Genomic DNA, 26,063 nt, shown 5'->3' on the forward strand with positions numbered 1-26,063 from the left:
GCTGCTGCGATATTGCCACCAACACGTCGGAAGGTGGCAGGACCGTGGAGTGGACGAACCTCAGCGAGAAGACCGTGTACGAGAACCGCTGGTTCAAGGTGAACCTGGCCGACGTCGCCCTCCCCGACGGGCGGCGCCTCGACCACTTCCTCATCCGGCTCCGCCCGGTCGCCGCGGCCACCGCCGTCAACGAGGCCAACGAGGTGCTGCTGCTGTGGCGGCACCGGTTCATCACCGACACCTGGGGCTGGGAGCTGGCCGCGGGGGTCGTCGAGGACGGGGAGGCCGTCGAGGCCGCCGCGGCGCGCGAGATGGAGGAGGAGACCGGCTGGCGCCCCGGCCCGCTCCGGCACCTGCTGACCGTCGAGCCGGCGAACGGCCTCACCGACGCCCGCCACCACCTGTACTGGTCCCCGGAGGCCACCTACATCGGCGAGCCGGAGGACGCCGTCGAGTCCACCCGCCGCGCGTGGATACCGCTCGAACTCATCCCCGACATGGTCGCCCGCGGGGAGGTCCCGGCCGCCAACACGGCGGCCGGCCTGCTGATGCTGCACCGTCTGCGCCTGGGGTGACCGGCGGGCGCGGGGGCCGGGTCCGGCGGGCGCCGGCCCCCCGGGCTCAGGAGTACGCGTAGAAGCCCGAGCCGGTCTTGCGGCCCAGGCGGCCCGCGTCCACCATGCGCTGGAGCAGCGGGGGAGCCGCGTACAGGGGCTCCTTGTACTCGGCGTACATCGAGTCGGCGACCGACGCGACCGTGTCGAGGCCGATCAGGTCGGACAGCTTGAGCGGGCCCATGGGGTGGGCGCAGCCCATCTCCATGCCGTTGTCGATGTCCTCGCGGCTGGCGATGCCGGACTCGAACATCCGGATCGCCGACAGCAGGTACGGGATCAGCAGCGCGTTCACCACGAAGCCGGACCGGTCCTGGGCGCGGATCGCGTGCTTGCCGAGCACCTTCCCGACCACGTCCTGGGCCCGGCTGATCGTGCTCTCCGAGGTGGTCAGCGCAGGAATCAGCTCGACCAGCTGCTGGACCGGCGCCGGGTTGAAGAAGTGGATGCCGATGACCTGGTCGGGGCGGGAGGTCGCCACGGCCAGCTTCACCAGCGGGATGGACGACGTGTTGGACGCCAAGATGGCGTCCTGCCGGGTCACCACCTGGTCGAGGACCTGGAAGATCTCCGTCTTGACCTGCTCGTTCTCGACGACCGCCTCGATGACCAGGTCGCGGTCGGCGAACTCCCCGAGGTCGGTCGTGAAGCTCAGCCGGGCCAGCGTCGCGTCGCGCTCCTCCTCGCTGATCTTGCCGCGCTGGGCGGCCTTGTCGAGGGAGTTGTACAGCCGGGTACGGCCGATCTCCAGCGCCTCGCCGGTGGTCTCGGCCACCTTGACCTCGAGGCCGCTGCGGGCGCACACCTCCGCGATGCCCGCGCCCATCTGACCGCAGCCCACCACTCCGACGCGTGCAATGTCGGCCATTGAGTCCGTCACCTCGTGCCTTTCGCTGATCTTCGGGTGGCGGGGCGGCCGTATGGTTCCGGCACCCCCGCCTCGACCCCACGACGTTACTCCGTTCGCGCGGATCGACGGCCGTCCGGGCCGGGCATGCTCTGCGGGACGGACATGCGGTCCGGCGCGCCCGCTCCCGTCCCCCGGGTGCACGGGGCGCGAGGCGGTCGCGACGATCACGGAGGTCCGGGAGCGCCGGGAGTACCGGTGGAGACCGGAGCGGACCGGGGACCGACGGGAAGGCTGGGGTGGCACATGAGGTACGGGAACGGCGGCGTCGGGCGGCGCGGACTGGTCGCGGCAGCGGCGGGGCTGGTGGCGTCGCTGCTGGTCTCCGGCGACGCGACCGGCCTGGCGGGACCGGAACCGGGGGAGCGGGACGACGGGGACGGCAAGCACCGGCGCGGCGGCGCGGGCGCGGAGGAGTTCCGGGGGATGTGGGTGGCGACGGTCACCAACCGCGACTGGCCCTCCCGCGCCGGACTGCCCGCGGCCGACCAGCGCGCCGAGCTGATCGCCCTGCTCGACCAGGCCGTGAAGCGCCGTCTCAACGTGGTGATCCTCCAGGTGCGGCCGACCGCCGACGCCCTGTGGCCCTCGCCGTACGAGCCGTGGGCCCAGTGTCTCACCGGCGTCCAGGGCAAGGACCCCGGCTGGGACCCGCTCGGCACCGCCGTCGCGGAGGCCCACCGGCGCGGCCTGCACCTGCACGCCTGGTTCAACCCGTACCGCGTCGCCACGCACGCCGACCCCTCGCGCCTGGCCGCGGACCACCCGGCGCGCCGCAACCCGGACTGGGTCGTCCCCTACGGCGGGAAGCTCTACTACAACCCGGGCCTGCCGCAGGTCCGGCGGTTCGTCCAGGACGCGATGCTCGACGCCGTGCGCCGCTACGACCTCGACGCCGTCCACTTCGACGACTACTTCTACCCCTATCCGGTGGCCGGGCAGGTCTTCGACGACGACGCGGCCTACGAGGCGCACGGCGGCGGCTTCCCCGACCGGGCGGCCTGGCGGCGGGACAACGTCGACCGTCTGGTCGCCGAGATGTCCGCGCGGATCAAGGCGGTCAAGCCGGACGTGGGGTTCGGCATCAGCCCCTTCGGCATCTGGCGCAACGCCACGACCGACCCGCGCGGCTCCGACACGCGCGGCCTGCAGGCCTACGACGACCTGTACGCCGACACCCGCGGATGGGTCAAGGAAGGCTGGGTCGACTACATCGCCCCCCAGCTGTACTGGCACATCGGCTTCGGCACCGCCGACTACGCCACGCTCGTGCCGTGGTGGGACGACGTGGTGCGCGGCACCGGCGTCCACCTGTACGTGGGGGAGGGCCTGTACCGGGCCGGGGACCCGGCGGCGCCCGCCCCGTGGCAGGACCCGGCGGAGCTGTCCCGGCACCTCACCCTCGCCCGCGGCCACGACCACGTGCTGGGGCACGCCTTCTTCGGCGCCCGGGACGTGGTCGCGGACCGGATCGGGGCGATGGCCAGGGTCGTGGCCGACCACTACCCGACACCGGTCCGCCCTCCGGGATGGTGAGACGCACGGGAGACGGGACGGGGCGGGGCCGGTCAGGGGCCCGCCTCGAACCGCTCCTTGTGACGCACGACGGCGTCCGGGCCCGGGGACATCACGGCCTCGTGCCCGTCGTCGTCGAAGCGGACGCGGTACGGCGGGTGGCCGTGCTCGCCGAGGACCTCGACGATCTCGGCCGTACGGTCGTGCCGGCCGACGACCCGGCCGTGCACCAGCAGCTTGTCGCCCACGGTTGCTTCCATCGGGAGTGACCTCCTCGCGTCGGTATCTCCGCATACGGTCGATATCTCCGTATGGGGGAGTCTACGTCCGGACATGTGGTCCGCGTCACTCGGAGCACCCCCGCCCGCCTCAGAAGACGGGCGCCGACCCGGTGAGGAACTCCGCGCCGTCCAGCAGCTCCGGCGACAGCCGCACCCCGGTCAGCCGCTCCGCGAGGGCGAACGCCGCCTCCGTCGTCACTTCGAGGTCCGCGTCGTCCTCGCGCAGGTCGAAGCCCACCTCCCGCATCAGCGCCACCGCCCCGTCCGGGTCCGCGCCGTCCCGCGCGCAGGGGAACAGCGGCTCGAAGTGGAGCCGCAGCCCGCCGTCCGCGTACCGGCTGAAGTGGTCCACCGCGTTCACGTTCCGGAAGTGCGTGACCAGCTCCGTGCCCCGCGACAGGGGGACCGCCGCCTCGTCGAGGCTGCCCAGGTACCCGTTCGGCTCGACCATCAGCGTCCAGCCGTCCACCGCGCAGAGGCCCAGGAAGTGCCGGTCGCCGCCGGACGCCTTCCACGCCTCCCCCGCGGCCTCGACCAGCGCGGCTATCCCCGTCACCCGGCCGTCCGCACGCGCGCGCAACCGCCCGAGCGCCTCCACGGGGGACACCGCGTGCACCAGCGTCACGCAGTACGCCTCGATCAGCTCCGGGCAGTGGTCACCGAGCCAGCGGTAGTCGGCAGCAGTCGCGTCCATGCCTCCGATCGTGGCACCCGCCACTGACAACGGGCCTCCCCCCTGCGAACGTTCGACCATGAAGGAGACGATCGCTTTCGGCCCGTACGAGATCTCGACCGACCCTGCCCGACTCGACCGCGCACGGATCCACCGGTGGCTGTCCACCGACGCGTACTGGGCGCTCGGCCGCAGCCGCGAGAAGCAGGACCGCGCCATCGACGGCTCGCTCAACTTCGGCGCGTACGAGGGGGAGAGCGGCACCATGGCCGCGTACGCGCGGGTCGTCACCGACCTCGCGACCTTCGCCTGGCTCTGCGACGTGTACGTCGACCCCGCCGCCCGCGGCGGGGGCCTCGGCACCGCCCTGGTCTCGGCGGTCCGCGACCACCTGGCCCCGTACGGCCTCAAGCGCGTCGCGCTGGCCACGCAGGACGCCCACGGCGTGTACGAGAAGATCGGCTTCAGGCCCCTGGAGGACCCGCGCCACTGGATGGCCCTGGACCTCCGGTAGCGCCGGGCGGGCGGGCGCCCCGCCCGCGGCACGCCCGCCCGCCCGGCACCCGCTAGCCTGAACCCCACGATGAACCGTTTGACCACGTCATGGGGCGACCACGCGCTCACCCGCTTCCCCGAGCACCCCCGCGACCCCCTCCGCGCCTGGGACGCCGCCGACGAGTACCTGCTGAGGTACCTCGCGGAGCCCGGCGCCCCCGCGCTCTCGGGCACCGTGGCCGTGGTCGGCGACCGCTGGGGCGCGCTCGCCACCGCGCTCGCCGGCCACCCGGGACCGGGCGAGCTGGTCCAGATCACCGACTCGTACCTCGGCCGCGAGGCCACCCGCGCCAACCTGGCCCGCGCCGGCCGCGCCGGGGACCGCGTCCGCCTCCTGACGACCCGGGACGCCCCGCCCGCCCGCGTCGACGCCCTGCTGGTCCGCGTCCCCAAGAGCCTGGCGCTCCTGGAGGACCAACTGCACCGCCTCGCGCCCGCCCTCCACGCCGGGACGGCCGTCGTCGGCACGGGCATGGTCAAGGAGATCCACACCTCCACGCTCGCCCTCTTCGAGCGGCTCGTCGGCCCCACCCGCACCTCCCTCGCGGTGAAGAAGGCCCGGCTCGTCCACACGACCCCCGACCCGGCCCTCCACCGCCCCCCGAACCCCTGGCCGCACCGGTACGCGCTGCCCGGCGACGCCCCGGCGGTGGCCGGGCTGACCGTCGTCAACCACGCGGGCGTCTTCTGCGCCGACCGGCTCGACATCGGCACCCGCCTGTTCCTCGGGCACCTGCCGAGCGGCCTCGGCGGGGCCCGCGTCCTCGACCTGGGCTGCGGCAACGGTGTGGTCGGCCTCGCGGTCGCGGTCGCGGAACCCGACGCCGAGGTGATCCTCACCGACGAGTCGTACCAGGCGGTCGCCTCCGCCGAGGAGACGTTCCGGGCCTCCGCGCCGCCCGGCGCCAAGGCGCGCTTCGTGGTCGGCGACTCCGCGGCGGACGTCCCGGACGGCTCCGTCGACGTGGTCCTGAACAACCCGCCGTTCCACAGCCACCAGGCCCTCAGCGACGCGACCGCCCGCCGGATGTTCGCCGCCGCGCGCCGCGTCCTGCGCAGCGGGGGCGAACTGCGCGTCGTCGGCAACCGCCACCTCGGCTACCACGTGGCCCTGCGCCGGATGTTCGGCAACTGCGAGGTCGTCGGGAGCGACCCGAAGTTCGTGGTGCTGCGCGCCGTGAAGCGCTGACCTACCGGTCCCCTCCCGCCCGGGCGCGCCGGTGCGCGGCCACCCGTTCGCGGGTCGCGCACCGCCGCGAGCAGTAGCGGCGCGGCACCCCGCTGCCCAGTGCCAGGTACACGTTCCCGCAGCCCGGCGCCGCGCAGACACCGCCCGGCGGGCGCTGCCGGTCCCAGACGAGGACCGCCAGGCACAGGCACGACGAGGCCAGGAACCACTCGCCCCACGGGGCGTCGTCCGACCCGTCCAGGTGCGGGTGCCAGGGGCTGTCGCCGCCGTGCGAGGCGAGCCGCAGCGGGCCGGGGCCGCGGGCGAGGAGCCGGTTCAGCTCCGCGACGGCCGCGTCGAGGCCGTCGGCGGCGAACACCCCGCGCAGGGCCAGCGCCGCCGCCCGCATCTCCGCCACGTCCCGCCCGGAGACGGCGACCGGCTCGTTCTCGCCGTGCTCCCGCAACAGCGCGGCGACCGCTCCGGGCGTGGGGGAGGGGTCGTCGCTGGTCAGGGCGTTGACCAGGGCCTCGGTGCGGCGGGCGACGGCCCGCACGGAGTGGCGGGAGGAGCGGTCGTCGGCGTACACCCCTGGAATGTAACGCATCTGGTGCGGTTTTCCGTTACGCACGTAACGTGCCGCGCGTGAGAGACCGCCACGCCCTCGCCCGGTACGCGGCCGGTGCCGCCGTCGCCCGCACGGGCGACGAGATGGCCGGCCCCGCGCTGCTCCTCGCGGGGCTCGCCGTCACCGGATCGTCCGCCACCGCCTCCGCCCTGCTCGCCGCGAGCACCGCCGCCGCGGCGGTCGGCGGCCCCGTGCTCGGCGCACTGCTGGACCGCTCGGCGCGGCCCGGCCGGCTGCTCGCCGGGGCGCTCGCCGGTCAGGCCGCGGGCCTCGCCGCCGTCCTGGTGTGCCTCGGACGCGCCCCGGCGGCCGTACCCCTCCTGATCGCGGCCGCCTCCGGGCTGCTGGCCCCGGCCCTGTCCGGCGGCTGGACCGCCCAGCTCCCGCGGGTCGCGGGCCCGCGGAGCCTGCCGCGCGCCACGGCCCTCGACGCGATGACCTTCCACGTCGCCGCCCTCGTCGGCCCCGCCCTGACGGCCGCCGTGGCCACCCTGTACGGCGCCGGGGCGGCCGTCCTCACCGCGGCGGCCCTGCTGGCGGCGGCCCTCCCGGCGGCCCGCGCCCTCCCTCGCGCGGCGGCGCCCCCGCCGCGCTCCGGGCGCCTGGCCGGGGAGGTCGCCGCCGGGTTCCGCGCCCTCGCCCGCACCCCCGCGCTGGCCCGGGTGACCGGCGCGTCCGTCCTGTCCTGCGCGGCGCAGGGCGTCCTCGTCGCCTGTACGCCCCTGCTGGGCGAGCGGCACCTCGGCGGCGCCGGACACGGGGCGCTGCTCCTCGCCGTCCTCGCGGGCGCCGCGCTCGCCGCGAACGCCGTGCTCGCGCGGCTGCGCCGGCCACCGGCCCCGGAGACCCTGTTCCGCGCGGCCACCCTCCTCCAGGGCGCCGCCCTGCCGCTCGCCGCGGTCGCCGGCCACCCCGCGCCGCTCGCGGCGGCCGTGGTGCTCGTGGCGGCCGCGGTGCTCGCGGGCCTGGGCGAGGGGCCGCAGCTCACGGCGCTGTTCGCGATCCGGCACCGCGAGGCGCCGCCCCGGCTGCGCGGTCAGGTCTTCACGACCGGCGCCAGTCTCAAGACCAGCGGCTTCGCGCTCGGAGCGGCCGCCGCCGGCCCGCTCGCCGACGTCTCCCTGCCGGGCGTCCTCCTGGCGGCCGCCGCCGTCCACCTCCTGGCCGCGGCCGTCACCGCTCCGGCAGGGCGGTGCCGCACCGCGCGCAGAAGCGCACCTCGGCGCCCTCGGGCGCGAGCCGGCCGCACTCCGGGCACACCCGGTCCAGCAGGCACACCGGCTCGCCGCCGGCCCGCTCCGCCCCGGGCGCCCGGCCGATCGTCATCCCGGGACGCCGGCGGTGCACCGTGAGGTAGTCGAGCCCGTGCGGGCCCGCCGTCAGCCCCCGCCGGGAACCGCGCGGCAGCCACACCACGCACCCGGCCTCCAGCGCCTCCGCCCCGCCGTCCGCCTCCAGTTCGCCGCGGCCGTTCACCACGAACACCAGCACGTCCAGGTCCGGCTCCACGTGGACGGCCACCCCCGCCCCGGGGGCCAGCCGCACCACGTTCGCGTCGAGCTGCCGCTCCTGGACGGCGAGCCTCCACAGGGCGCCGCCCCGGTCCGCCGGCATCGCACGGACGAGATCGGCCATCCGGGCGAGCACGCTCGCCGCCGGGGACGCTGCCACGGTGTTCCTCCCGGGAACGAGAACGGGGACACGGCCCGGGGATCGTAACGACTCCCGCGCCCCGGCGTCCCCCCGGCGCGCGAAGGCCCGGCCCGCGCGGGCGGCGGCGGTGACGCCGGACGACCTTTGAATAAAACTGCGTGAGTACGTATAGTCATGCCATCCAGAAGGAGGGTCCGATGACGGTACGTGTGGCAGTGGCGGGTGCGAGCGGATACGCGGGCGGGGAACTGCTCCGCCTGCTGCTCGCGCACCCCGGCGTCGAGATCGGCGCGCTGACCGGCAACTCCAACGCGGGCCAGAGGCTCGGGGCGCTGCAGCCGCACCTCGCCCCGCTCGCCGACCGCGTCCTGGAGCCGACCACCGCCGAGGCCCTCGCCGGGCACGACGCGGTCTTCCTCGCCCTGCCGCACGGCCAGTCCGCCGCCGTCGCCGAGCAGCTCGGCGACGAGGTGCTGGTCGTCGACATGGGCGCCGACTTCCGGCTGAGGGACGCCGCCGACTGGGAGCGGTTCTACGGCTCCCCGCACGCCGGGACCTGGCCCTACGGCCTCCCCGAACTGCCGGGCGCCCGCGCCGCGCTGGAGGGGTCCAGGCGCGTCGCGGTGCCCGGCTGCTACCCGACCGCCGTGTCGCTCGCGCTGTTCCCGGCGTACGCGCACGGCCTCGCCGAGCCCGAGGCGGTGGTCGTGGCCGCGTCCGGCACCTCCGGCGCGGGCAAGGCGCCCAAGCCGCACCTGCTCGGCTCCGAGGTGATGGGCTCCATGACCCCCTACGGCGTCGGCGGGAGCCACCGGCACACCCCGGAGATGGCCCAGAACCTCGGCGCCGTCGCCGGGGAGCCCGTCACCGTGTCGTTCACGCCCACCCTCGCGCCCATGTCCCGCGGCATCCTCGCCACGTGCAGCGCCAAGGCGCGGCCCGGGACGACGGGGGAGGCCCTCCGGGCGGCGTACGAGAAGGCGTACGCCGACGAGCCGTTCGTGCGCCTCCTCCCCGAGGGGCAGTGGCCCGCCACGGCGTCCGTCCAGGGCTCCAACGCCGTCCAGGTGCAGGTCGCGTACGACGGGACGGCCGGCCGGCTCATCGCCGTCAGCGCCATCGACAACCTGACCAAGGGCACCGCCGGCGGCGCGGTGCAGAGCATGAACATCGCCCTCGGGCTCCCCGAGGAGACCGGACTTTCGACGATCGGAGTCGCACCGTGAGCGTCACGGCAGCCAAGGGGTTCACGGCGGCGGGCATCGCCGCCGGGATCAAGGAGAACGGCAACCCGGACCTGGCCCTCGTGGTCAACAACGGACCCCGCCGCGCCGCCGCGGGCGTCTTCACCTCCAACCGCGTCAAGGCCGCCCCCGTCCTGTGGTCCGAGCAGGTCCTCGCGTCCGGCGAACTGGCCGCCGTCGTCCTCAACTCGGGCGGTGCCAACGCCTGCACCGGCCCGCGGGGCTTCCAGGACGCCCACGCCACCGCCGAGAAGGCCGCCGAGGTCCTCGGCGTCGGCGCGGGCGAGGTCGCCGTCGCGTCGACCGGCCTCATCGGCCTCCTCCTCCCCATGGACAAGCTCCTGCCCGGCGTCGAGAAGGCCGCCGCCGAGCTGTCCGAGCACGGCGGCGAGAAGGCCGCCATCGCCATCAAGACCACCGACACGGTCCACAAGACCGCCGTCGTCACGCGCGACGGCTGGACGGTCGGCGGCATGGCCAAGGGCGCCGGCATGCTCGCCCCCGGCCTCGCCACCATGCTCGTCGTCCTCACCACCGACGCCGACGTCGACGCCCCCGAGCTGGACAAGGCGCTGCGGGCCGCCACCCGCGTCACCTTCGACCGGGTCGACTCCGACGGCTGCATGTCCACCAACGACACCGTCCTGCTCCTCGCCTCCGGCGCCTCCGGGACCACCCCCGCGTACGACGACTTCGCGGACGCCGTACGGGAGGTCTGCGACAGCCTCGGCCGCCAGCTCATCGGCGACGCCGAGGGCGCCTCCAAGGACATCCGCGTCGAGGTCGTGGGCGCCGCGTCCGAGGCCGACGCCGTCGAGGTCGGCCGGTCCATCGCCCGCAACAACCTCCTGAAGTGCGCCATCCACGGCGAGGACCCCAACTGGGGCCGCGTCCTCTCCGCGATCGGCACCACCGGCGCCACCTTCGAACCGGACCGGCTCAACGTCGCCATCAACGGCGTCTGGGTCTGCAAGAACGGCTCCGTCGGCGAGGACCGCGACCTCGTCGACATGCGCTACCGGGAGGTCACCATCACCGCCGACCTCGCCGCGGGCACCGAGTCCGCCGTCATCTGGACCAACGACCTCACCGCCGACTACGTCCACGAGAACAGCGCCTACAGCTCATGAGCACCCGCAAGCACACCGCGCTCCCGAAGGCGCAGATCCTCATCGAGGCGCTGCCCTGGCTCACCCGCCACCACGGCAGGACGGTCGTCATCAAGTTCGGCGGCAACGCCATGGTCGACGAGGCCCTGAAGGCGGCCTTCGCCCAGGACGTCGTCTTCCTCCGGCACGCCGGCCTCAAGCCCGTCGTCGTGCACGGCGGCGGCCCCCAGATCAGCGCCGCCCTCGACCGGCACGGCCTGGTCAGCGAGTTCAAGGCCGGTCTGCGCGTCACGACGCCCGAGGCGATGGACGTCGTACGGATGGTCCTCGCCGGCCAGGTCCAGCGCGAACTCGTCGGGCTGCTCAACCAGCACGGCCCGTTCGCCGTCGGCCTCACCGGCGAGGACGCCCACACGATCACCGCCACCCGGCACCAGCCGCTCATCGACGGCGAGCCCGTCGACATCGGCCGCGTCGGGGAGATCACCGCCCTCGACACGGGCGCCATCGAGGCGCTCCTCGCCGACGGCCGCATCCCCGTCGTGTCGTCGATCGCCCGATCGGAGGACGACGGACATGTCTACAACGTCAATGCTGATACGGCGGCTGCGGCACTCGCTGCGGCGCTGGGCGCCGAGACGCTGATGGTCCTCACCGACGTCGAGGGTCTCTACGAGGACTGGCCGAACAGCGACGAGGTCATCAGCCGCCTCACCGCCACCGAGCTGGAGAGGCTGCTGCCCGAGCTCTCCAGCGGCATGGTCCCCAAGATGGAGGGCTGCCTCCACGCCGTACGCAACGGCGTCCGCACCGCCCGCGTCATCGACGGGCGCGTCCAGCACTCGATCCTGCTGGAGATCTTCACCGACGAGGGCATCGGCACCATGGTCGTGCCCGACGAACAGGAGGCACCCGCATGAGCAACGAGGAGCTCACCCAACGCTGGCGGTCCGCCCTCGCGGACAACTACGGCACGCCCCGCCTCCCGCTCGTGCGCGGCGAGGGCACCCGCGTCTGGGACGCCGACGGCAAGGAGTACCTGGACTTCGTCGGCGGCATCGCGGTCAACGCGCTCGGCCACGCCCACCCGGCGGTCGTCCGGGCGGTCGGCGAGCAGATCGCCTCCCTCTCCCACGTCTCCAACCTCTTCGTCGCCGAGCCGCCCGTCGCCCTCGCCGAACGGCTCCTCCAACTGTTCGACCGCCCGGGCCGGGTCTACTTCTGCAACTCGGGCGCCGAGGCCAACGAAGCCGCCTTCAAGATCGGGCGCCTGACGGGCCGCCGGCACATGGTGGCCACCGACGGCGGCTTCCACGGCCGCACCATGGGCGCCCTCGCCCTCACCGGCCAGCAGGGCAAGCGGGAGCCGTTCCACCCCCTCCCCGGCGACGTGACGCACGTCCCGTACGGTGACGTGGACGCCCTGCGGGCCGCGGTCACCACCGACACCGCCCTCGTCGTCGTCGAGCCGATCCAGGGCGAGCACGGCGTCGTCGTCCCGCCCAAGGGCTACCTGGAGGCGGCCCGCGAGATCACCCGCGCCACCGGGACCCTCCTCGTCCTCGATGAGGTGCAGACCGGCGTCGGCCGCTGCGGCCACTGGTTCGAGCACCAGGCGCACGGGGTCGAGCCCGACGTCGTCACCCTCGCCAAGGGCCTCGGCGGCGGCCTCCCCCTCGGCGCGACCGTCGTGTTCGGCGAGGCGGCCGACCTCCTCAAGCCCGGCCACCACGGCAGCACGTTCGGCGGCAACCCCGTCTCCTGCGCCGCCGGACTCGCCGTCCTCGACACCCTCGCCGCCGAGGGAACCCTCGACCAGGTCAAGCGCCTCGGCGAGCGCCTGCGCGAGGAGATCGAGGCCCTGGGACACCCGCTGGTCTCCCACGTCCGCGGCGCGGGCCTCCTGCTGGGTATCGTGCTCACCGAGCCCCTCGCACCGCGGGTGCAGCAGGCGGCTCAGGACGCCGGCCTCCTGGTGAACGCGCCCGCCCCCGATGTCGTCCGGCTCATGCCGCCGCTGATCGTCGGGGACGACGACGTGGACGTGTTCCTCCGGGTCCTGCCCGGCGTCCTGGACGAGGCCAGCGGGGAGAGACGAGCCGGAGAATGACACAGCGATGAGCGAGGCGCAGGACAACGGCCACGGCGGCCCGTCCGTACCGCAGACCCGTACGGCGCGGCACCGCAGGATCGTGGACATCCTCAACCGGCAGCCGGTGCGCTCGCAGAGCCAACTGGCCAAGCTCCTCGCGGACGACGGACTGAGCGTCACCCAGGCGACGCTCAGCCGCGACCTCGACGAGCTGGGCGCGGTGAAGATCCGCAACACGGGCGGCGAGCTGATCTACGCCGTGCCGAGCGAGGGCGGCTTCCGCACGCCCCAGGCGCCGCTGGGCGAGTCCGCCAAGGAGGAGCGCATGCGGCGCCTCTCCGGCGAACTCCTCATCTCCGCCGAGGCGTCCGCCAACCTGGTCGTCCTGCGCACGCCGCCCGGGGCGGCCCAGTTCCTCGCCTCGGCCATCGACCAGGCGGAGCTCCACGCCATCCTCGGCACCATCGCGGGCGACGACACGCTGCTGCTCATCTCCCGCGACCCGGCCGGCGGGCAGGCCCTCGCCGACCACCTGCTGCGCCTGGCGCAGAAGGAGCGCTGAGGGCCGCCGCCCGCGCGGCGCTCAGGCGCCCGCCCATCCGATCGCGATGCGCGGGCGCGCGTCCGGGCGGATCCACCGCAGGATGCGCTCCATCGCCTCCTCGGGCACCGACACGCACCCGGCGGTCGCGCCCTTCCCGTTCGCGTGGAGGAAGATCCCGGCGCCCCGGCCCCGCACCGGGCGGTGGTAGTTGTAGGCGATCACCAGGGCGTGGGCGTACTGCACGGGGTACGCGGCCAGGCGCTCGGCCTCCGTCGCCCGGCAGTCCGCCGGCAGGGGCTCCACCCAGCGGTTGTACGAGCGGGACGCGTTGTCCTGGCACCACCACGACGCCCGCGTCACCCGCCGGTACGGGTGGGCGGTGCCGGCCGGAGCGGGCTCGACGCCGAACGCGAACGGCAGCGCGTACACCCCGGTCGGCGTCGTCGACGTGTTCTGGCGCCGCCGCTCGCCCGGCACCAGCCCGCCCGCCCCGAACCGGGCCGGGGCCGTCCCCACGCGCACCCAGCCCCGGCCGCCGCGCCGCTCCCACCAGGCGACCGTCCCGGACGTGGCGCGCGCGGAGGGCGCCTCGGCGGTGATCAACTGGCTGCCGGACCCGCCGCCGGGCGGCGGCGCGTGCGGCCGCGGGGCGTCGGCTCGGGCGGGGGAGTGGGCGGGCAGCAGGAGCAGGGCGGCGGCGAGGACGAGACCGGGGCGCATGCCCCGACCGTACGGCGGCCCCGCCCGTCAGCGCGCTCCCGGCACGCCCGTCCGGGGCGTTCCCGGCGCCTCCGTCCGGGGCGGCAGGGGCAGCGGGAGGGCCGGCAGCCCGTCGAGGCTCTGGCCGACGTGCTCCTTCTTCGCGCAGTACGCGGCGAACTCCTCGTCCGTCTTCCGGGCGAAGTACTCGGCGTGCTGGGTGCGCTCCTCCCGGTAGTCCATGAACGGCACCGCGAAGCCGCACGAGTCGCTGATGCGCCGCGCCCGCACGACGACGATCGCCCGCGCCGAGGGCCCGTCCGCGCCCTCGAAGTACCCGATGTACTCGCCCCAACGCGGGTCGTCCCGGAAGACGGCCTCCCCGTCCCCGTGCACCCGCAGCACCTTCGGCGGACCGCTGAACGCGCACCACATCAGGGTGATCCGCCCGTTGCCCGGCTCGCGCAGGTGGGCGACGGTCTCGGCGGTGCTGCCGCCGAAGTCGAGGTACGCCAGGGTCTGCTCGTCGATCACGGCGAGGGTGCCCTTGCGGCCCTTGGGGGAGACGTTGACGTGCCCGTCGCCCGCCAGCGGGGCGGTGGCGGTGAAGAAGACGGGCTGCTCCTCGATGAACGTCCGTATCCGGCCTTCGATGGCCGCGTAGCTCTGTCCCATGAGGGGATTGTCGCCGACGCCGGGCGCGCGGAGCCGCGTTGACAAAACATACAGAGCTCTGCATAGTTATACCCATCGTTGGATGCACCGCTAAGGAGAAACCCGTGACCGAGCGCGTCGTACTCGCCTACTCGGGCGGCCTTGACACCTCCGTCGCCATCGGTTGGATCGCCGAGGAGACGGGTGCCGAGGTCATCGCCGTCGCCGTGGACGTCGGCCAGGGCGGCGAGGACCTGGACGTGATCCGCAAGCGCGCGCTCGCCTGCGGTGCGGTCGAAGCCGAGGTCGCGGACTCCAAGGACGAGTTCGCCGACGAGTACTGCCTGCCGGCCATCAAGGCGAACGCCCTCTACATGGACCGCTACCCGCTGGTCTCGGCGCTCTCCCGGCCGGCGATCGTCAAGCACCTCGTCGCCGCCGCGAAGAAGCACGGCGCCTCCGTCGTCGCCCACGGCTGCACGGGCAAGGGCAACGACCAGGTCCGCTTCGAGGCCGGCATCGCCGCGCTCGGCCCCGACCTGAAGTGCATCGCCCCGGTCCGCGACTACGCGATGACCCGCGACAAGGCCATCGCCTTCGCGGAGAAGGCCGACCTGCCGATCGCCACCACCAAGAAGTCCCCGTACTCCATCGACCAGAACGTCTTCGGCCGGGCCATCGAGACCGGCTTCCTGGAGGACATCTGGAACGCGCCGATCGAGGACATCTACGACTACACCTCCAACCCGGCCGAGCCGCGCGAGGCCGACGAGGTCGTCATCACCTTCAAGGAGGGCGTGCCGGTCGCCGTGGACGGCAAGCCCGTCACGGTCCTCCAGGCCATCCAGCAGCTCAACGAGCGGGCGGGCGCCCAGGGCGTCGGCCGGATCGACATGGTCGAGGACCGGCTCGTCGGCATCAAGTCCCGCGAGGTGTACGAGGCCCCCGGCGCGATCGCGCTGATCACCGCCCACCAGGAGCTGGAGAACGTCACCGTCGAGCGCGAGCTGGCCCGGTACAAGCGGCAGGTCGAGCAGCGCTGGGGCGAGCTGGTCTACGACGGCCTGTGGTTCTCCCCGCTGAAGCGGGCCCTGGACGGCTTCATCGACGAGGCCAACCAGCACGTCACCGGCGACGTCCGGATGACCCTGCACGGCGGCCGGGCGGTCGTCACGGGCCGGCGGTCCGAGGAGTCGCTGTACGACTTCAACCTCGCCACGTACGACACGGGCGACACGTTCGACCAGTCGAAGGCGCAGGGCTTCATCGACATCTTCAGCCTGTCGGCGAAGATCGCCGCCAAGCGCGACCTGGCCTGATCGCGGCTCGTTCGCCAACGCACCGGTACCACCCGCGTCCGCCTCCCCGCCTCCTTCGCGCAGGGAGGCGGACGCGCATCCGCACCACCGATCCCTCCCGAGGAGTTCCACGCAGTGAGCAGCAACAACGGTGACGTCCGGCTCTGGGGCGGCCGGTTCGCCGACGGCCCGGCCGAGGCGCTGGCGAAACTCTCCGCCTCCGTCCACTTCGACTGGCGGCTCGCCCCCTACGACATCGCCGGGTCCCGCGCCCACGCGCGGGTGCTGCACAAGGCGGGGCTCCTCACCGAGGACGAGCTGACCCGCATGCTGGCCGGGCTCGACCTGCTGGAGCGGGACGTGGCGTCCGGCGCCTTCACCGGGACCGTCGCGGACGAGGACGTCCACACCGCCCTGGAGCGCGGCCTGCTGGAGCGGCTCGGCCCCGAGCTGGGCGGCAAGCTGCGCGCCGGCCGGTCGCGCAACGACCAGGTGGCCACGCTGTTCCGGATGTACCTGCGCGACCACGCCCGGATCATCGGCGGCCTCCTCGCGGACCTCCAGGACGCCCTCGTGGGCCTCGCCGAGGCACACCCGGACGTCGCGATGCCGGGCCGCACCCACCTCCAGCACGCCCAGCCGGTCCTCTTCGCCCACCACGTGCTCGCGCACGTGCAGGCCCTGTCGCGGGACGCGGAGCGGCTGCGCCAGTGGGACAAGCGCACGGCCGTCTCGCCGTACGGCTCCGGCGCGCTCGCCGGGTCGTCCCTCGGGCTCGACCCGGAGGCGGTCGCCCGCGACCTGGGCTTCGAGAACGGCAGCGCGGGCAACTCGATCGACGGCACGGCGTCGCGGGACTTCGTCGCGGAGTTCGCGTTCATCACGGCGATGATCGGGGTGAACCTGTCGCGGATCGCGGAGGAGGTCATCCTCTGGAACACGAAGGAGTTCTCCTTCGTCACCCTCCACGACGCCTTCTCGACCGGCTCGTCGATCATGCCGCAGAAGAAGAACCCGGACATCGCGGAGCTGGCGCGCGGCAAGTCGGGCCGCCTCATCGGCAACCTGACCGGCCTGCTGGCCACGCTGAAGGCGCTGCCCCTCGCCTACAACCGGGACCTCCAGGAGGACAAGGAGCCGGTCTTTGACTCCTGCGACCAGTTGGAGGTGCTGCTGCCCGCGTTCACCGGCATGATGGCCACCCTCACGGTGAACCGGGCGCGCATGGAGGAACTGGCCCCGGCCGGGTTCTCCCTCGCGACGGACATCGCGGAGTGGCTGGTCAAGCAGGGGGTGCCGTTCCGGGTGGCGCACGAGGTCGCGGGCGAGTGCGTGAAGGTCGCCGAGTCGGAGGGCAAGGAGCTGGACGACCTCACGGACGAGCAGTTCGCGAAGATCTCCGAGCACCTGACGCCCGAGGTCCGCACGGTCCTCAACGTCCCCGGCGCCCTGGCCTCCCGCGACGGCCGCGGCGGCACGGCCCCCGCGGCGGTGGCGACCCAGCTGGCCGAGCTGAAGGCCGACCTGGTCATCCAGCACGCCTGGGCGGAGGCCAAGAAGAGGTAGCCGACGCCGGAGCGGCGCTCCCGCTCCCCCCCCCCCGCCCGCGGCCGAGGCCGCGACGTCCGCCAAGGCCCCGCGAGGGGCCTTCGGTGCGTTCCGGGCGGGGCGTGGGGGACGCCGCGACGGCCCGGACCTCCATGGGTGAGCCAATCATTCTTCATATGAGACATTTTTGTCTCATGGGGGTTATGGTTGTCTCATGAGTGTGGATCGTGACCAGGTACTCCGCGCGGCCGCCGCGCTGCTCTCGCGGAAGTCGACCGCCACCATGGACGAGGTCGCCCGGGCCGCCGGGATCGGGCGCGCGACGCTGCACCGGCACTTCGCCGGACGGGAAGCGCTGGTCAGGGCGCTGGAGGAACTGGGGATCCGGGAGTTCGAGGCAGCCCTCGACGCCGCCCGGCTCGACGACGGCACCGCCGAGGAGGCCCTGCGGCGGCTGGTCGCCGGCGTGGAGCCGGTCGCCGGTCTGCTCTCCTTCCTCGTCACCGAGAACCAACTCTTCGAAGGCGAGGTCAACGAGGGCTGGTCCCGGTTGGACGCCCGCGTCTCCGCGCTGTTCCGGCGCGGTCAGGAACGGGGCGAGTTCCGGTTCGACCTGACCCCCGCCTGGCTGACGGAGGCGCTCTACGGCCTCGTCGGCACCTGCGCCTGGGCCGTCCAGGACGGACGGGTCGCGGGCAAGGACTTCCAGTACATGATCGTCGAGTTGCTGCTCGGCGGAGCGCGCAGGAGCGTGGAGAAATGACCCCGTCCCCACAGGTGGCGCAGGACACGGAGACCGTCCGCCGGCCGGGCCGCTGGGTGGCGCTCGCCGTCCTGGCCCTGGCCGTCCTCCTGGTCGCCGTCGACGCCACGGTGCTCGGCCTGGCCACGCCGTACCTGAGCGAGGACCTCGGGCCGTCCGGCACCCAGCTTCTCTGGATCGGCGACGTCTACTCCTTCGTCATCGCCGGACTCCTCGTCTCCATGGGCAGTCTCGGCGACCGCATCGGGCGCAAGAAGCTGCTCCTCACCGGCGCGACCGCGTTCGGCGCGGTCTCCGTCCTCAACGCGTACGCCACCACCCCCGAGATGATGATCGCCGCGCGCGCCCTGCTCGGCGTCGCGGGCGCGACCCTCATGCCGTCCACGCTCGCCCTGATCCGCAACCTCTTCCACGACCCGCGCGAGCGCAGCCTCGCCATCGGGATCTGGGGCGCGATGGCCTCGGCCGGCGCCGCGGTCGGCCCGGTCGTCGGCGGCTTCCTGCTGGAGCACTACTGGTGGGGGTCGGTCTTCCTGATCAACCTCCCCGTGATGGCCGTCCTCGTCGTCGTCGGCGTCCGGCTCATCCCCGAGTCGAAGAACCCGGCGCCGGGCCCCTGGGACCTGCCGAGCGTCGCCCTGTCCCTCCTCGGCATGATCGGCGTCGTCTACGCGATCAAGGAGGCCGCCGCGCACGGCGCCCGCCCGGACGTGTTCGCCGCGGCGGCCGTCGGCGCCGCCGCGCTCGTCTGGTTCGTGCGCCGCCAGCTCACGCTCCCGGCGCCGCTGCTCGACATGCGGCTGTTCCAGCACCGGGGCTTCTCGGGCGCGGTCCTCGCGGACCTGCTGACCATCCTCGGACTGGCGGGGCTGATCTTCTTCCTCTCCCAGTTCCTGCAACTGGTCCAGGGCCGCAGCCCCCTGGAGGCCGGCCTCGCCGAACTGCCCGCCGCGCTGGGCGCGGTCGGCGCGGGGCTCCTCGCGGGCACCGCCGCCCGGCGGTTCTCCGTCCGGTCCGTCGTCTCCTGCGGGCTCGCCGGGGTCGGCCTGGCCCTGGCGGCGCTGACCGTGCTGGAACCCACCACCGGCTACCCCGTGCTGGGCGCCTCCCTGCTCGTGGTCGGCCTCGGCGCGGGCCTGGCGTTCACCGTCACCGCCGACGTCATCCTGTCGAGCGTCCCCAAGGAGCAGGCGGGCGCGGCCTCCGCGGTCTCCGAGACGGCGTACGAACTGGGCGCGGCGCTCGGCATCGCCCTGCTCGGCTCCATCGTGACCGGCGTCTACCGGGACTACGCCACGCCCCCGGGCGTCCCCGCCGACGTGGCCGCCGCCGCGCACGAATCGCTGGGCGGCGCCGTCGAGGCGGCGTCGGTGCTGCCGGAACGTTCCGCCGAAGCGCTGGTCACGGCCGCGCAGTACGCGTTCGTGGACGGTCTGCGCAGCGCGGCGGCCGTCGGCGCGGCCGTCCTCCTCGCGACGGCCGCCGCGGCCTGGCTGCTGCTGCGCGGCCAGCGGCTGGAGGGCGGCGCCGAACACCCGTGAGGCGCGCACGCGGCTGGGGGCCGCACCCCGGGAGCGGGGTGCGGCCCCCAGCCGCGTGCCGTGGGACGGGCCGTCAGGCCGCCTTCGCCTTGGTGGCGTACATGTCCACGTACTCCTGCCCCGACAGCCGCATGACCTCCGCCATCACGGAGTCCGTCACCGCCCGCAGCACGTACCGGTCGCGGTCCATGCCCTCGTAGCGGGAGAACTCCATCGGCTCGCCGAACCGCACCGTCACCCGGCCCGGCCGGGGCAGCCCCGAGCCGCCCGGCTGCAGCTTGTCCGTGCCGATCAGCGCGAACGGCACCACCGGCGCGCCCGTCATCAGCGTCAGCCGCGCGATGCCCGTACGGCCCCGGTACAGCCGGCCGTCGGGGGAGCGCGTGCCCTCCGGGTAGATGCCGAAGACCCTGCCCTCCTCCAGCACGCGGCGGCCCGTGTGCAGGGCGGCCACGGCGGCGCCCGCGCCGTCCCGGTCCACGGGGATCATGCCGACCCCCGTGAAGAACCACGCCATGAGGCGGCCCTTCAGGCCCTTGCCGGTGACGTACTCGTCCTTGCCGATGAAGAACACCTGGCGGTCCACGACCAGCGGCAGGATCATGGAGTCGATGAAGGTGAGGTGGTTGCCCGCCAGGATGACCGGCCCGGACCCGGGGATCCTCTCGGCGCCCTCCACCCGTAGGCGGAACATCAGCCGCAGGACCGAGCCGAGCACTGCCTTGATGAACGCGAAGCGGGACAACGAGTCCTCCGGTGTCGTGGGCGGTCGCGGTCCTGTACGGCCGACGAGAACCGTGCAGGTGAGGACGATACTCGCCGGTCACGCCCCGTCGCACACCGGGTTCACCGGGTCGACACGCCGTGTTGATCCGCGTTCTCCCCGCGTTCGTCCGGGGTCTGCCGCGCGTAACGCGGGGGCGCCTACGATCGGCCGCGCCCGACAGGCCGAAGACCGATGAGACGTTCAGTGGAGGAGCCCCCATGACTCAGGGTGCGCGCAGGAGTCCCGCCCGCCGGACCGTACTGGGAGCCGCGGCGCTCACCACCGCGGCCGCCGCCGTGTCCGCCGGCGCGCCGGCCGCCGCGGCGGCCGCGGGCACCGGGGCGCCGGCCGCCGGGGGCGCGGCGGGGGCCCGCGGCGGCGCCCGCCGCGGCCTGCCCGTCCCCGCGGTCATCGCCCACCGCGGCGCCAGCGGCCACCGCCCCGAGCACACCCTCGGTTCCTACCAGCTCGCCCTCGACATGGGCGCCCACGTCATCGAGCAGGACCTGGTGCCCACCCGCGACGGGCACCTGGTGTGCCGTCACGAGAACGACATCAGCGGCACCACGGACGTCGCCGACCACCCCGAGTTCGCCTCCCGCCGCACCACCAAGACGGTCGACGGACAGTCCCTCACCGGCTGGTTCACCGAGGACTTCACGCTCGCCGAGCTGAAGACGCTGCGCGCCAAGGAGCGGATCCCCGGCACCCGCCCGCACAACACGCTGTACGACGGCCGCTGGACCGTCCCCAGCTTCGAGGAGGTGCTCCGCTGGGCCGAGAAGGAGGGCCGCCGCCGCGGGCACCCGGTGTGGCTGCACGTCGAGACCAAGCACCCCACGTACTTCCGCAAGCTCGGCCTCGGCCTGGAGGAGCGCCTCGCCGTACTGCTCCGCCGCTACGGCCGCCACCGCGCCGACTCGCCCACGTTCCTGCAGTCCTTCGAGCCGACCAGCATGCGGCGGATGGCGGGGCTCGTCGCCACGCCGCGCGTCGTCCTGCTGTGGACGCCCGACGACCGCCCCTACGACTTCGTCGACGCCGGTGACCCGCGCACCGTCGCGGACCTGGTGACGCCGCGCGGCCTCGACTGGATCGCCTCGTACGCCCAGGGCATCGGCCCCCTCCTCGACCTGGTCGTCCCCAAGGGTCCCGACGGCCGGCTCGGCGAGCCGACCACCCTCGTCCGCGACGCGCACGCCCGCGGCCTGGTCGTCCACCCGTACACGCTGCGCAACGAGAACGCCTTCCTGCCCGCCGACTTCCGGCGCGGCACGGACCCGAACGCGTACGGCGACGTCTTCGGCGCGTACCGGGCGTACTTCGCCACCGGCATCGACGGCATCTTCACCGACCAGCCCGACACGGGCCTGCTCGCCGCCGCCGACCACCGCGACCGCTGACCGCCGCCGGCCGTCGCCGTCCACCACCGGGCACCGCGACCACCGGCCGCCGCGTCCACCCGCCCGTCGGGACCGCCGGCCACCGCCGGCCTCCGGCCGTCCCGCTCGCCGGCCCCGCCGCCCGCCGAGACCCCGCGCGCCCCGCGGGGTCTCGGCGGGCCGTCATCCGCGCGCCCCCGCGGCCACCCCGTCGGGCGAATCCCCGCCCGTACGGCAACCGCCCCCGCCCCGCCGCGAGTCGTGCCCGGCATGACGCCCCGTGAACCCGCCCCGCCCGCACCGGCCGTCCCCGAACCGTTCGGCGCGCTCGCCCCGCTCCTGACCGCCGAGTCCGACGCCGAGGCCGCCGCGTCGGGCGTCGACCCCCGCGACCTCCAGCAGGCCGTCTGGCTGAGGCTCCTCGAACACCTCGACGGGCCGGGCGTCCCCGCCCGCCCCGCCGACTGGCTGCGCCGCGCCGTACGGGAGGAGGCCCGCCGCGCCCGCCGCACGGCCGTCCGGGAGCTTCCGTACGACGACGATCCCGCCCCCGACACCCGATCCGGCCCCGGGCCCGGTCCCGCGCCCGAGTGGGCCGCCGTGCAGGCCGAGCGCCGTCGCGCGCTGCGTGCCGCCGTCCGCCGGACACCGGTCCGATGCCAACGACTGCTGACTGCGATGTTGTCGCCGGACGACCTCACCTACCAGGAAATCGCAGGCAAGTTGGGTATCTCACAGGGCAGTTTGGGACCGATGCGTTCCCGCTGCCTGGGATGTCTGCGCAGAATGCTGGCGGCAGGGGTTGCCGCTCCCGCCCATCGGGGAAGGGTGCGGTAGACCGACAGGGCGTATCAGGTGAGCCGGAGGCGTGCACACATGGGCATGAGCGTGACCATCTCAGCGGCAAGCGCGCAGGATGCCGAACAGATCCTCAAGCTGCAGTACCTCTGCTACCAGAGCGAGGCCGAACTCTACGGCGACTACACGATCGAGCCGCTCACCCAGCCGCTGGACGACCTGAAGGCCGAACTGGAGCGCGGCCACGCCCTCGTCGCCCGCCTCGGCGACGAGGTCGTCGCCTCCGTGCGCGGCGAGGTCGACGAGACGGGCACGGCCCGCATCGGCAAGCTCATCGTCCACCCCCGGCTGCGCGGGCACGGCCTCGGCGGCCGCCTCCTCGACGCCATCGAGGAGCACTTCGCCCGGGACGCGAAGGCCGCCGCCAAGCGCTTCCGGCTGTTCACCGGCCAGCGCAGCGAGGGCAACCTGCGGCTCTACCGCAGGAAGGGGTACGAGGCGGTGGCCACCGAACAGGTCGGCCCCCGTCTCACCCTCGTCACCCTGGAGAAGGCCGCCTAGACGGCCGGGGCGACCCGGCGGGCGCGGCGCAGCCACAGGATCCCGGTCACGGGCAGCAGGACCGGGATGAACACGTAGCCGTAGCCGAACTCCGACCAGACCGTGGAGTCGGGGAAGGCCGCCGGGTCGAGCACCGTCCACGTCCCGACGGTGAGCACGCCCACGAGCTCGGCGGCGCAGCACACGAGCGCCGCCCTGCGGGCCGTCTCGCCGCCGCGCACCAGCGTGTACGTGATGAAGACGTACACGACCGCCGCCGCGGCCGACAGCGAGTACGCCAGCGGCGCCCGGTCGAACTCGGTGGCGATCTGGTACGCGGAGCGCGACACCGCGCCGACCGACATCACCCCGTACAGCCACACCAGCAGCATGCCGGGTCCCTTGACCAGCCGATCGGCCATCTCAGCCCTCCCACCAGATGTCGTGGAGGCGTACCTCCAACACGGCCAGGACCACCGCGCCGGCCGTGACCGTCGCCGATCCCCACCGGCTCCGCTCGACCAGCGACATGAACCCCGCCGCGGGCACCGCGAACAGCGCCCCCAGCAGGTACGCCACGAAGATCGCCGTGCCTTCGTCGGCCTCGCCGCCCCGCGCGAGCCGCACCACGCCGACCACCAACTGGGCCAGGGCGAGCGCGGTCACCACGGCCATGCCGATGAAGTGCCAGTCCTTCGTCGACTGGTCCCGGTACGCGGCGAAGCCGCACCACGCGGCGAGGGCCAGCGCGGCGAGGGACACCGCGAGTGTCAGGGCGTTGAACATGCGCCGAGACTATTACGGACGAAAACCCCCGCCGAGGCCGCCCCCGCCCCGCGTGGCCTTGGCCACAACCGCTTCCGCGCCCCACCGGCCGCCCCCTTGCCCGTGCCCCGGTACGCCGGCGCGTTTCCGCAGGCCGGTCCCGTGCGGCCGGCGCGGCCCGCGCATCGGGCCCGCGCCGCCCCGTCCACATCCCGCCGCCCTCGTGTCCGCTATGCGGACACCCTCGCTCGCCCCGTGGCCCGGTCTGCTTTACTGGGCGCCATGACCACGACGAGCATCCGCACCCTTGCGACTGAGGCGATGGCGACGCCCGGTGCTCGTTGTATGTGTCGAATGTGCGCCTCCTAGAGGGCCCCTGACGAGCCTCGCGCCCCGAAGCGAGACCCGATGGCAACCAGTCGGCCGCGTCCGCGTGTACGAACCGCGGACCGCGCGCCCGCCCCGCGCACACGCCTCCCACCGGCAGCCGTGCCGCGCGACGCAATGACGAATGCCCCGTGCCCGGCGCGGACACCGCACCGTGCACTCGACAGTGACGGATAACCCTGTGATCACCACCAAGGGCCTGACCAAGGTCTACGAGTCGCGCGGCCGCCAGGTCACCGCCCTGGACGGCGTCGACCTGCACGTCCGCGAAGGCGAGGTGTTCGGCGTCGTCGGCCAGAGCGGCGCCGGCAAGTCCTCCCTCATCCGCTGCGTCAACCTCCTGGAGCGCCCCACCTCCGGCACCGTGACGGTCGACGGCACCGACCTCACCGCCCTCGCCGGCCGCGGCCGGCGGGCGGGCAAGGAGCTGCGCCGCGCCCGCAGCCGCATCGGCATGGTCTTCCAGCACTTCAACCTGCTGTCCTCGCGCACCGTCCAGGACAACGTCGAGCTGCCCCTGGAGATCCTCGGCGTCTCCGGCGCCGAGCGCGCCCGCCGCGCCCTCGACCTCCTCGACCTCGTCGGCCTCGCCGACAAGGCCAAGGCGTACCCCGGCCAGCTCTCCGGCGGCCAGAAGCAGCGCGTCGGCATCGCCCGCGCCCTGGCCGGCAACCCCAAGGTGCTCCTCTCCGACGAGGCCACCAGCGCCCTCGACCCGGAGACCACCCGCTCCATCCTCCAGCTGCTGCGCGACCTGAACCGGCAGCTCGGCCTGACCGTCCTCCTCATCACCCACGAGATGGACGTCGTGAAGACCGTCTGCGACTCCGCCGCGCTGATGAAGAAGGGCCGCGTCGTCGAGTCCGGCACCGTCGCCGAGCTCCTCGCCACCCCCGGCTCCGAGCTCGCCGGCGAGCTGTTCCCGGTCAGCGGCCACGCCACCGGCCCCGACCGGACCGTCATCGACGTGACCTTCCACGGCGAGGCCGCGACCCGGCCGGTCGTCTCCCAGCTGGCCCGCACCTACAACATCGACATATCGATCCTCGGTGCCGCCATGGACACCGTCGGCGGGAAGCAGATCGGCCGCATGCGCATCGAACTCCCCGGCCGCTACGAGGAGAACGTCGTCCCCGTCGGCTTCCTGCGCGAACAGGGCCTCCAGGTCGACGTCGTCGACGACGCCGCCCCGGCCCCCGCCGCCGACGCCACCACCGCCCCCGGCACCGCCTCGCCGTCGCCGCTCGCCAAGGAGGCCGCCAAGTGACCTGGTCGGAGATGCAGCCCCTGCTCACCCAGGGCACCGTCGACACCCTCTACATGGTCCTGTGGGCCACCGTCGTCTCCGTGCTGGGCGGGCTCCCCCTCGGCCTCCTCCTCGTCCTCACCGACAAGGGCGGGCTGCTGCAGAACACGGCCGTCAACAAGGTCGTCGGCGTCATCGTGAACATCGGCCGCTCACTGCCGTTCATCATCCTGCTGATCGCGCTGATCCCGTTCACCAAGCTCGTCGTCGGCACCTTCATCGGCCCGACCGCGATGATCGTCCCCCTCGCCATCGGCGCCATTCCGTTCTTCGCGCGCCTCGTCGAGACCGCCGTCCGCGAGGTCGACCACGGCCTCGTCGAAGCCGTCCAGTCCATGGGCGGCTCCATCCCCACGATCATCCGCAAGGTGCTCCTGCCGCAGGCCCTGCCGTCCCTGGTCTCCTCCGTCACCACCACCGTGATCGTCCTCATCGGCTACTCGGCCATGGCCGGCGCGGTCGGCGGCGAGGGACTCGGCTCCAAGGCCATCACCTACGGCTACCAGCGGTTCGACACCACGTTCATGCTCGTCACCGTGGTGATCCTGATCGTGGTCGTCTCCGTCGTCCAGCTCGTCGGCGACGGCGTCGTACGGCTCCTCGCCCGCCGCGGCCGCACCGCGTCCTGACCGG

The 26,063-nt window shown here is 73.9% G+C and carries 28 protein-coding genes and 1 pseudogene; 19 read left to right on the plus strand and 10 right to left on the minus strand.

Features of this window, described 5'->3' with window-relative positions; all coding sequences use genetic code 11:
• Positions 1-44 precede the first annotated feature (44 nt).
• Complete coding sequence (locus tag RND61_RS19065; RefSeq protein WP_315879201.1) at positions 45-575, plus strand: NUDIX domain-containing protein; 531 nt, start codon at positions 45-47, stop codon at positions 573-575.
• Between the two features lie 46 nt (positions 576-621).
• Here RND61_RS19065 and RND61_RS19070 read toward each other — a convergent pair whose 3' ends face one another.
• Complete coding sequence (locus RND61_RS19070) at positions 622-1,482, minus strand: 3-hydroxybutyryl-CoA dehydrogenase (protein ID WP_315879202.1); 861 nt, start codon at positions 1,480-1,482, stop codon at positions 622-624.
• 285 nt (positions 1,483-1,767) lie between these two features.
• Here RND61_RS19070 and RND61_RS19075 point away from each other — a divergent pair, with 285 nt between their 5' ends.
• Positions 1,768-3,057 (plus strand): glycoside hydrolase family 10 protein, encoded by a 1,290-nt coding sequence (locus tag RND61_RS19075; RefSeq protein ID WP_315879203.1) that lies wholly within the window; start codon positions 1,768-1,770, stop codon positions 3,055-3,057.
• A gap of 32 nt (positions 3,058-3,089) precedes the next feature.
• Here the strand turns inward: RND61_RS19075 and RND61_RS19080 are convergent, their stop codons facing one another.
• On the minus strand, positions 3,090-3,296 hold the full coding sequence (locus RND61_RS19080) for a DUF1918 domain-containing protein (protein WP_315879204.1): 207 nt from the start codon (positions 3,294-3,296) through the stop codon (positions 3,090-3,092).
• Between the two features lie 109 nt (positions 3,297-3,405).
• Positions 3,406-4,011 (minus strand): DUF6461 domain-containing protein, encoded by a 606-nt coding sequence (locus RND61_RS19085; RefSeq protein ID WP_315879205.1) that lies wholly within the window; start codon positions 4,009-4,011, stop codon positions 3,406-3,408.
• Between the two features lie 58 nt (positions 4,012-4,069).
• On the opposite strand from RND61_RS19085, the gene RND61_RS19090 reads away from it, so the two are divergent.
• A complete protein-coding gene (locus tag RND61_RS19090; protein WP_315879206.1) occupies positions 4,070-4,504 on the plus strand; it encodes a GNAT family N-acetyltransferase in 435 nt (144 codons plus the stop codon).
• A gap of 69 nt (positions 4,505-4,573) precedes the next feature.
• Positions 4,574-5,734 (plus strand): methyltransferase, encoded by a 1,161-nt coding sequence (locus tag RND61_RS19095; protein WP_315879207.1) that lies wholly within the window; start codon positions 4,574-4,576, stop codon positions 5,732-5,734.
• A gap of 1 nt (position 5,735) precedes the next feature.
• On the opposite strand, the gene RND61_RS19100 is transcribed toward RND61_RS19095, so the two are convergent.
• A complete protein-coding gene (locus tag RND61_RS19100) occupies positions 5,736-6,320 on the minus strand; it encodes a CGNR zinc finger domain-containing protein (protein ID WP_315879208.1) in 585 nt (194 codons plus the stop codon).
• A gap of 38 nt (positions 6,321-6,358) precedes the next feature.
• On the opposite strand from RND61_RS19100, the pseudogene RND61_RS19105 reads away from it, so the two are divergent.
• Positions 6,359-7,606 (plus strand): annotated as a pseudogene (locus tag RND61_RS19105) (MFS transporter); the annotation flags it as partial.
• Here RND61_RS19105 and RND61_RS19110 read toward each other — a convergent pair.
• On the minus strand, positions 7,515-8,012 hold the full coding sequence (locus RND61_RS19110) for a cupin domain-containing protein (protein ID WP_391653733.1): 498 nt from the start codon (positions 8,010-8,012) through the stop codon (positions 7,515-7,517). The pseudogene RND61_RS19105 and the gene RND61_RS19110 sit on opposite strands and share 92 nt — an antisense overlap.
• Before the next feature lie 179 nt (positions 8,013-8,191).
• Between RND61_RS19110 and argC the strand changes: the two genes are divergently transcribed.
• From argC to RND61_RS19135, 5 genes are read left to right on the plus strand one after another with little or no spacing between them, the layout of a single operon-like run.
• Positions 8,192-9,220, plus strand: coding sequence for an N-acetyl-gamma-glutamyl-phosphate reductase (argC, locus tag RND61_RS19115; protein ID WP_315879209.1), 1,029 nt, complete (start codon positions 8,192-8,194; stop codon positions 9,218-9,220).
• Complete coding sequence (gene argJ, locus RND61_RS19120) at positions 9,217-10,368, plus strand: bifunctional glutamate N-acetyltransferase/amino-acid acetyltransferase ArgJ (protein ID WP_315879210.1); 1,152 nt, start codon at positions 9,217-9,219, stop codon at positions 10,366-10,368. The genes argC and argJ overlap by 4 nt, the downstream gene beginning before the upstream one ends.
• Positions 10,365-11,267, plus strand: coding sequence for an acetylglutamate kinase (argB, locus tag RND61_RS19125; RefSeq protein ID WP_315879211.1), 903 nt, complete (start codon positions 10,365-10,367; stop codon positions 11,265-11,267). The genes argJ and argB overlap by 4 nt, the downstream gene beginning before the upstream one ends.
• Positions 11,264-12,457, plus strand: coding sequence for an acetylornithine transaminase (locus RND61_RS19130; protein WP_315879212.1), 1,194 nt, complete (start codon positions 11,264-11,266; stop codon positions 12,455-12,457). The genes argB and RND61_RS19130 overlap by 4 nt, the downstream gene beginning before the upstream one ends.
• Positions 12,458-12,464: 7 nt before the next feature.
• Complete coding sequence (locus RND61_RS19135; RefSeq protein WP_315879213.1) at positions 12,465-13,001, plus strand: arginine repressor; 537 nt, start codon at positions 12,465-12,467, stop codon at positions 12,999-13,001.
• Positions 13,002-13,022: 21 nt separating this feature from the next.
• Here RND61_RS19135 and RND61_RS19140 read toward each other — a convergent pair whose 3' ends face one another.
• Positions 13,023-13,703, minus strand: coding sequence for a L,D-transpeptidase family protein (locus tag RND61_RS19140; RefSeq protein WP_315879214.1), 681 nt, complete (start codon positions 13,701-13,703; stop codon positions 13,023-13,025).
• A gap of 27 nt (positions 13,704-13,730) precedes the next feature.
• Positions 13,731-14,357 carry a pyridoxamine 5'-phosphate oxidase family protein gene (locus RND61_RS19145; protein ID WP_315879215.1) on the minus strand — a complete coding sequence of 209 codons (627 nt, stop codon included), beginning with the start codon at positions 14,355-14,357 and terminating at the stop codon, positions 13,731-13,733.
• 104 nt (positions 14,358-14,461) lie between these two features.
• On the opposite strand from RND61_RS19145, the gene RND61_RS19150 reads away from it, so the two are divergent.
• The 4 genes from RND61_RS19150 to RND61_RS19165 all read left to right on the plus strand — a co-directional run bounded on the left by RND61_RS19150 (position 14,462) and on the right by RND61_RS19165 (position 19,486).
• A complete protein-coding gene (locus RND61_RS19150; protein ID WP_315879216.1) occupies positions 14,462-15,655 on the plus strand; it encodes an argininosuccinate synthase in 1,194 nt (397 codons plus the stop codon).
• 114 nt (positions 15,656-15,769) lie between these two features.
• The gene (gene argH, locus RND61_RS19155; protein WP_315879217.1) at positions 15,770-17,200 is read left to right on the plus strand and encodes an argininosuccinate lyase; all 1,431 of its coding nucleotides are present in this window, start codon (positions 15,770-15,772) and stop codon (positions 17,198-17,200) included.
• A gap of 196 nt (positions 17,201-17,396) precedes the next feature.
• Positions 17,397-17,945: a TetR/AcrR family transcriptional regulator gene (locus RND61_RS19160; protein ID WP_315879218.1), complete on the plus strand. Its 549-nt coding sequence runs from the start codon at positions 17,397-17,399 to the stop codon at positions 17,943-17,945.
• Positions 17,942-19,486, plus strand: a complete 1,545-nt coding sequence (locus tag RND61_RS19165) for an MFS transporter (RefSeq protein WP_315879219.1) — start codon at positions 17,942-17,944, stop codon at positions 19,484-19,486. Before RND61_RS19160 ends, RND61_RS19165 begins: the two co-directional genes overlap by 4 nt.
• Positions 19,487-19,559: 73 nt before the next feature.
• On the opposite strand, the gene RND61_RS19170 is transcribed toward RND61_RS19165, so the two are convergent.
• Positions 19,560-20,231 carry a lysophospholipid acyltransferase family protein gene (locus RND61_RS19170; protein WP_391653737.1) on the minus strand — a complete coding sequence of 224 codons (672 nt, stop codon included), beginning with the start codon at positions 20,229-20,231 and terminating at the stop codon, positions 19,560-19,562.
• Between the two features lie 239 nt (positions 20,232-20,470).
• Here RND61_RS19170 and RND61_RS19175 point away from each other — a divergent pair, with 239 nt between their 5' ends.
• From RND61_RS19175 to RND61_RS19185, 3 genes are all read left to right on the plus strand, one after another.
• On the plus strand, positions 20,471-21,655 hold the full coding sequence (locus tag RND61_RS19175; protein ID WP_315879220.1) for a glycerophosphodiester phosphodiesterase: 1,185 nt from the start codon (positions 20,471-20,473) through the stop codon (positions 21,653-21,655).
• A 249-nt stretch (positions 21,656-21,904) separates the two neighbouring features.
• Entirely contained in the window at positions 21,905-22,471 is a 567-nt protein-coding gene (locus RND61_RS19180; protein WP_315879221.1) for a sigma-70 family RNA polymerase sigma factor, read from the plus strand.
• A gap of 39 nt (positions 22,472-22,510) precedes the next feature.
• Complete coding sequence (locus RND61_RS19185) at positions 22,511-22,993, plus strand: GNAT family N-acetyltransferase (protein ID WP_315879222.1); 483 nt, start codon at positions 22,511-22,513, stop codon at positions 22,991-22,993.
• Here RND61_RS19185 and RND61_RS19190 read toward each other — a convergent pair.
• Both RND61_RS19190 and RND61_RS19195 read right to left on the minus strand, forming a co-directional pair.
• Entirely contained in the window at positions 22,990-23,394 is a 405-nt protein-coding gene (locus RND61_RS19190) for a hypothetical protein (RefSeq protein WP_315879223.1), read from the minus strand. The genes RND61_RS19185 and RND61_RS19190 overlap by 4 nt on opposite strands.
• Before the next feature lies 1 nt (position 23,395).
• Entirely contained in the window at positions 23,396-23,758 is a 363-nt protein-coding gene (locus tag RND61_RS19195) for a hypothetical protein (RefSeq protein WP_315879224.1), read from the minus strand.
• A gap of 547 nt (positions 23,759-24,305) precedes the next feature.
• On the opposite strand from RND61_RS19195, the gene RND61_RS19200 reads away from it, so the two are divergent.
• Both RND61_RS19200 and RND61_RS19205 read left to right on the plus strand, forming a co-directional pair.
• Complete coding sequence (locus RND61_RS19200) at positions 24,306-25,391, plus strand: methionine ABC transporter ATP-binding protein (RefSeq protein WP_315879225.1); 1,086 nt, start codon at positions 24,306-24,308, stop codon at positions 25,389-25,391.
• A complete protein-coding gene (locus RND61_RS19205; RefSeq protein WP_315879226.1) occupies positions 25,388-26,059 on the plus strand; it encodes a methionine ABC transporter permease in 672 nt (223 codons plus the stop codon). The genes RND61_RS19200 and RND61_RS19205 overlap by 4 nt, the downstream gene beginning before the upstream one ends.
• Positions 26,060-26,063: the final 4 nt, after the last annotated feature.

This window comes from Streptomyces tamarix, assembly GCF_032423885.1.
GTDB classification, from domain to species: Bacteria; Actinomycetota; Actinomycetes; order Streptomycetales; family Streptomycetaceae; genus Streptomyces; species Streptomyces tamarix.

Excerpts from the sequence above, each read along its gene's own strand:
- RND61_RS19070 (WP_315879202.1), bottom strand. The coding sequence starts at position 1,482 with ATGGCCGACATTGCACGCGTCGGAGTGGTGGGCTGCGGTCAGATGGGC.
- RND61_RS19075 (WP_315879203.1), top strand. The coding sequence starts at position 1,768 with ATGAGGTACGGGAACGGCGGCGTCGGGCGGCGCGGACTGGTCGCGGCA.
- RND61_RS19080 (WP_315879204.1), bottom strand. The coding sequence starts at position 3,296 with ATGGAAGCAACCGTGGGCGACAAGCTGCTGGTGCACGGCCGGGTCGTC.
- RND61_RS19085 (WP_315879205.1), bottom strand. The coding sequence starts at position 4,011 with ATGGACGCGACTGCTGCCGACTACCGCTGGCTCGGTGACCACTGCCCG.
- RND61_RS19090 (WP_315879206.1), top strand. The coding sequence starts at position 4,070 with ATGAAGGAGACGATCGCTTTCGGCCCGTACGAGATCTCGACCGACCCT.
- RND61_RS19095 (WP_315879207.1), top strand. The coding sequence starts at position 4,574 with ATGAACCGTTTGACCACGTCATGGGGCGACCACGCGCTCACCCGCTTC.
- RND61_RS19100 (WP_315879208.1), bottom strand. The coding sequence starts at position 6,320 with ATGCGTTACATTCCAGGGGTGTACGCCGACGACCGCTCCTCCCGCCAC.
- argC (WP_315879209.1), top strand. The coding sequence starts at position 8,192 with ATGACGGTACGTGTGGCAGTGGCGGGTGCGAGCGGATACGCGGGCGGG.
- argB (WP_315879211.1), top strand. The coding sequence starts at position 10,365 with ATGAGCACCCGCAAGCACACCGCGCTCCCGAAGGCGCAGATCCTCATC.
- RND61_RS19130 (WP_315879212.1), top strand. The coding sequence starts at position 11,264 with ATGAGCAACGAGGAGCTCACCCAACGCTGGCGGTCCGCCCTCGCGGAC.
- RND61_RS19135 (WP_315879213.1), top strand. The coding sequence starts at position 12,465 with ATGAGCGAGGCGCAGGACAACGGCCACGGCGGCCCGTCCGTACCGCAG.
- RND61_RS19140 (WP_315879214.1), bottom strand. The coding sequence starts at position 13,703 with ATGCGCCCCGGTCTCGTCCTCGCCGCCGCCCTGCTCCTGCTGCCCGCC.
- RND61_RS19145 (WP_315879215.1), bottom strand. The coding sequence starts at position 14,357 with ATGGGACAGAGCTACGCGGCCATCGAAGGCCGGATACGGACGTTCATC.
- RND61_RS19160 (WP_315879218.1), top strand. The coding sequence starts at position 17,397 with ATGAGTGTGGATCGTGACCAGGTACTCCGCGCGGCCGCCGCGCTGCTC.
- RND61_RS19165 (WP_315879219.1), top strand. The coding sequence starts at position 17,942 with ATGACCCCGTCCCCACAGGTGGCGCAGGACACGGAGACCGTCCGCCGG.
- RND61_RS19175 (WP_315879220.1), top strand. The coding sequence starts at position 20,471 with ATGACTCAGGGTGCGCGCAGGAGTCCCGCCCGCCGGACCGTACTGGGA.
- RND61_RS19180 (WP_315879221.1), top strand. The coding sequence starts at position 21,905 with ATGACGCCCCGTGAACCCGCCCCGCCCGCACCGGCCGTCCCCGAACCG.
- RND61_RS19185 (WP_315879222.1), top strand. The coding sequence starts at position 22,511 with ATGGGCATGAGCGTGACCATCTCAGCGGCAAGCGCGCAGGATGCCGAA.
- RND61_RS19190 (WP_315879223.1), bottom strand. The coding sequence starts at position 23,394 with ATGGCCGATCGGCTGGTCAAGGGACCCGGCATGCTGCTGGTGTGGCTG.
- RND61_RS19195 (WP_315879224.1), bottom strand. The coding sequence starts at position 23,758 with ATGTTCAACGCCCTGACACTCGCGGTGTCCCTCGCCGCGCTGGCCCTC.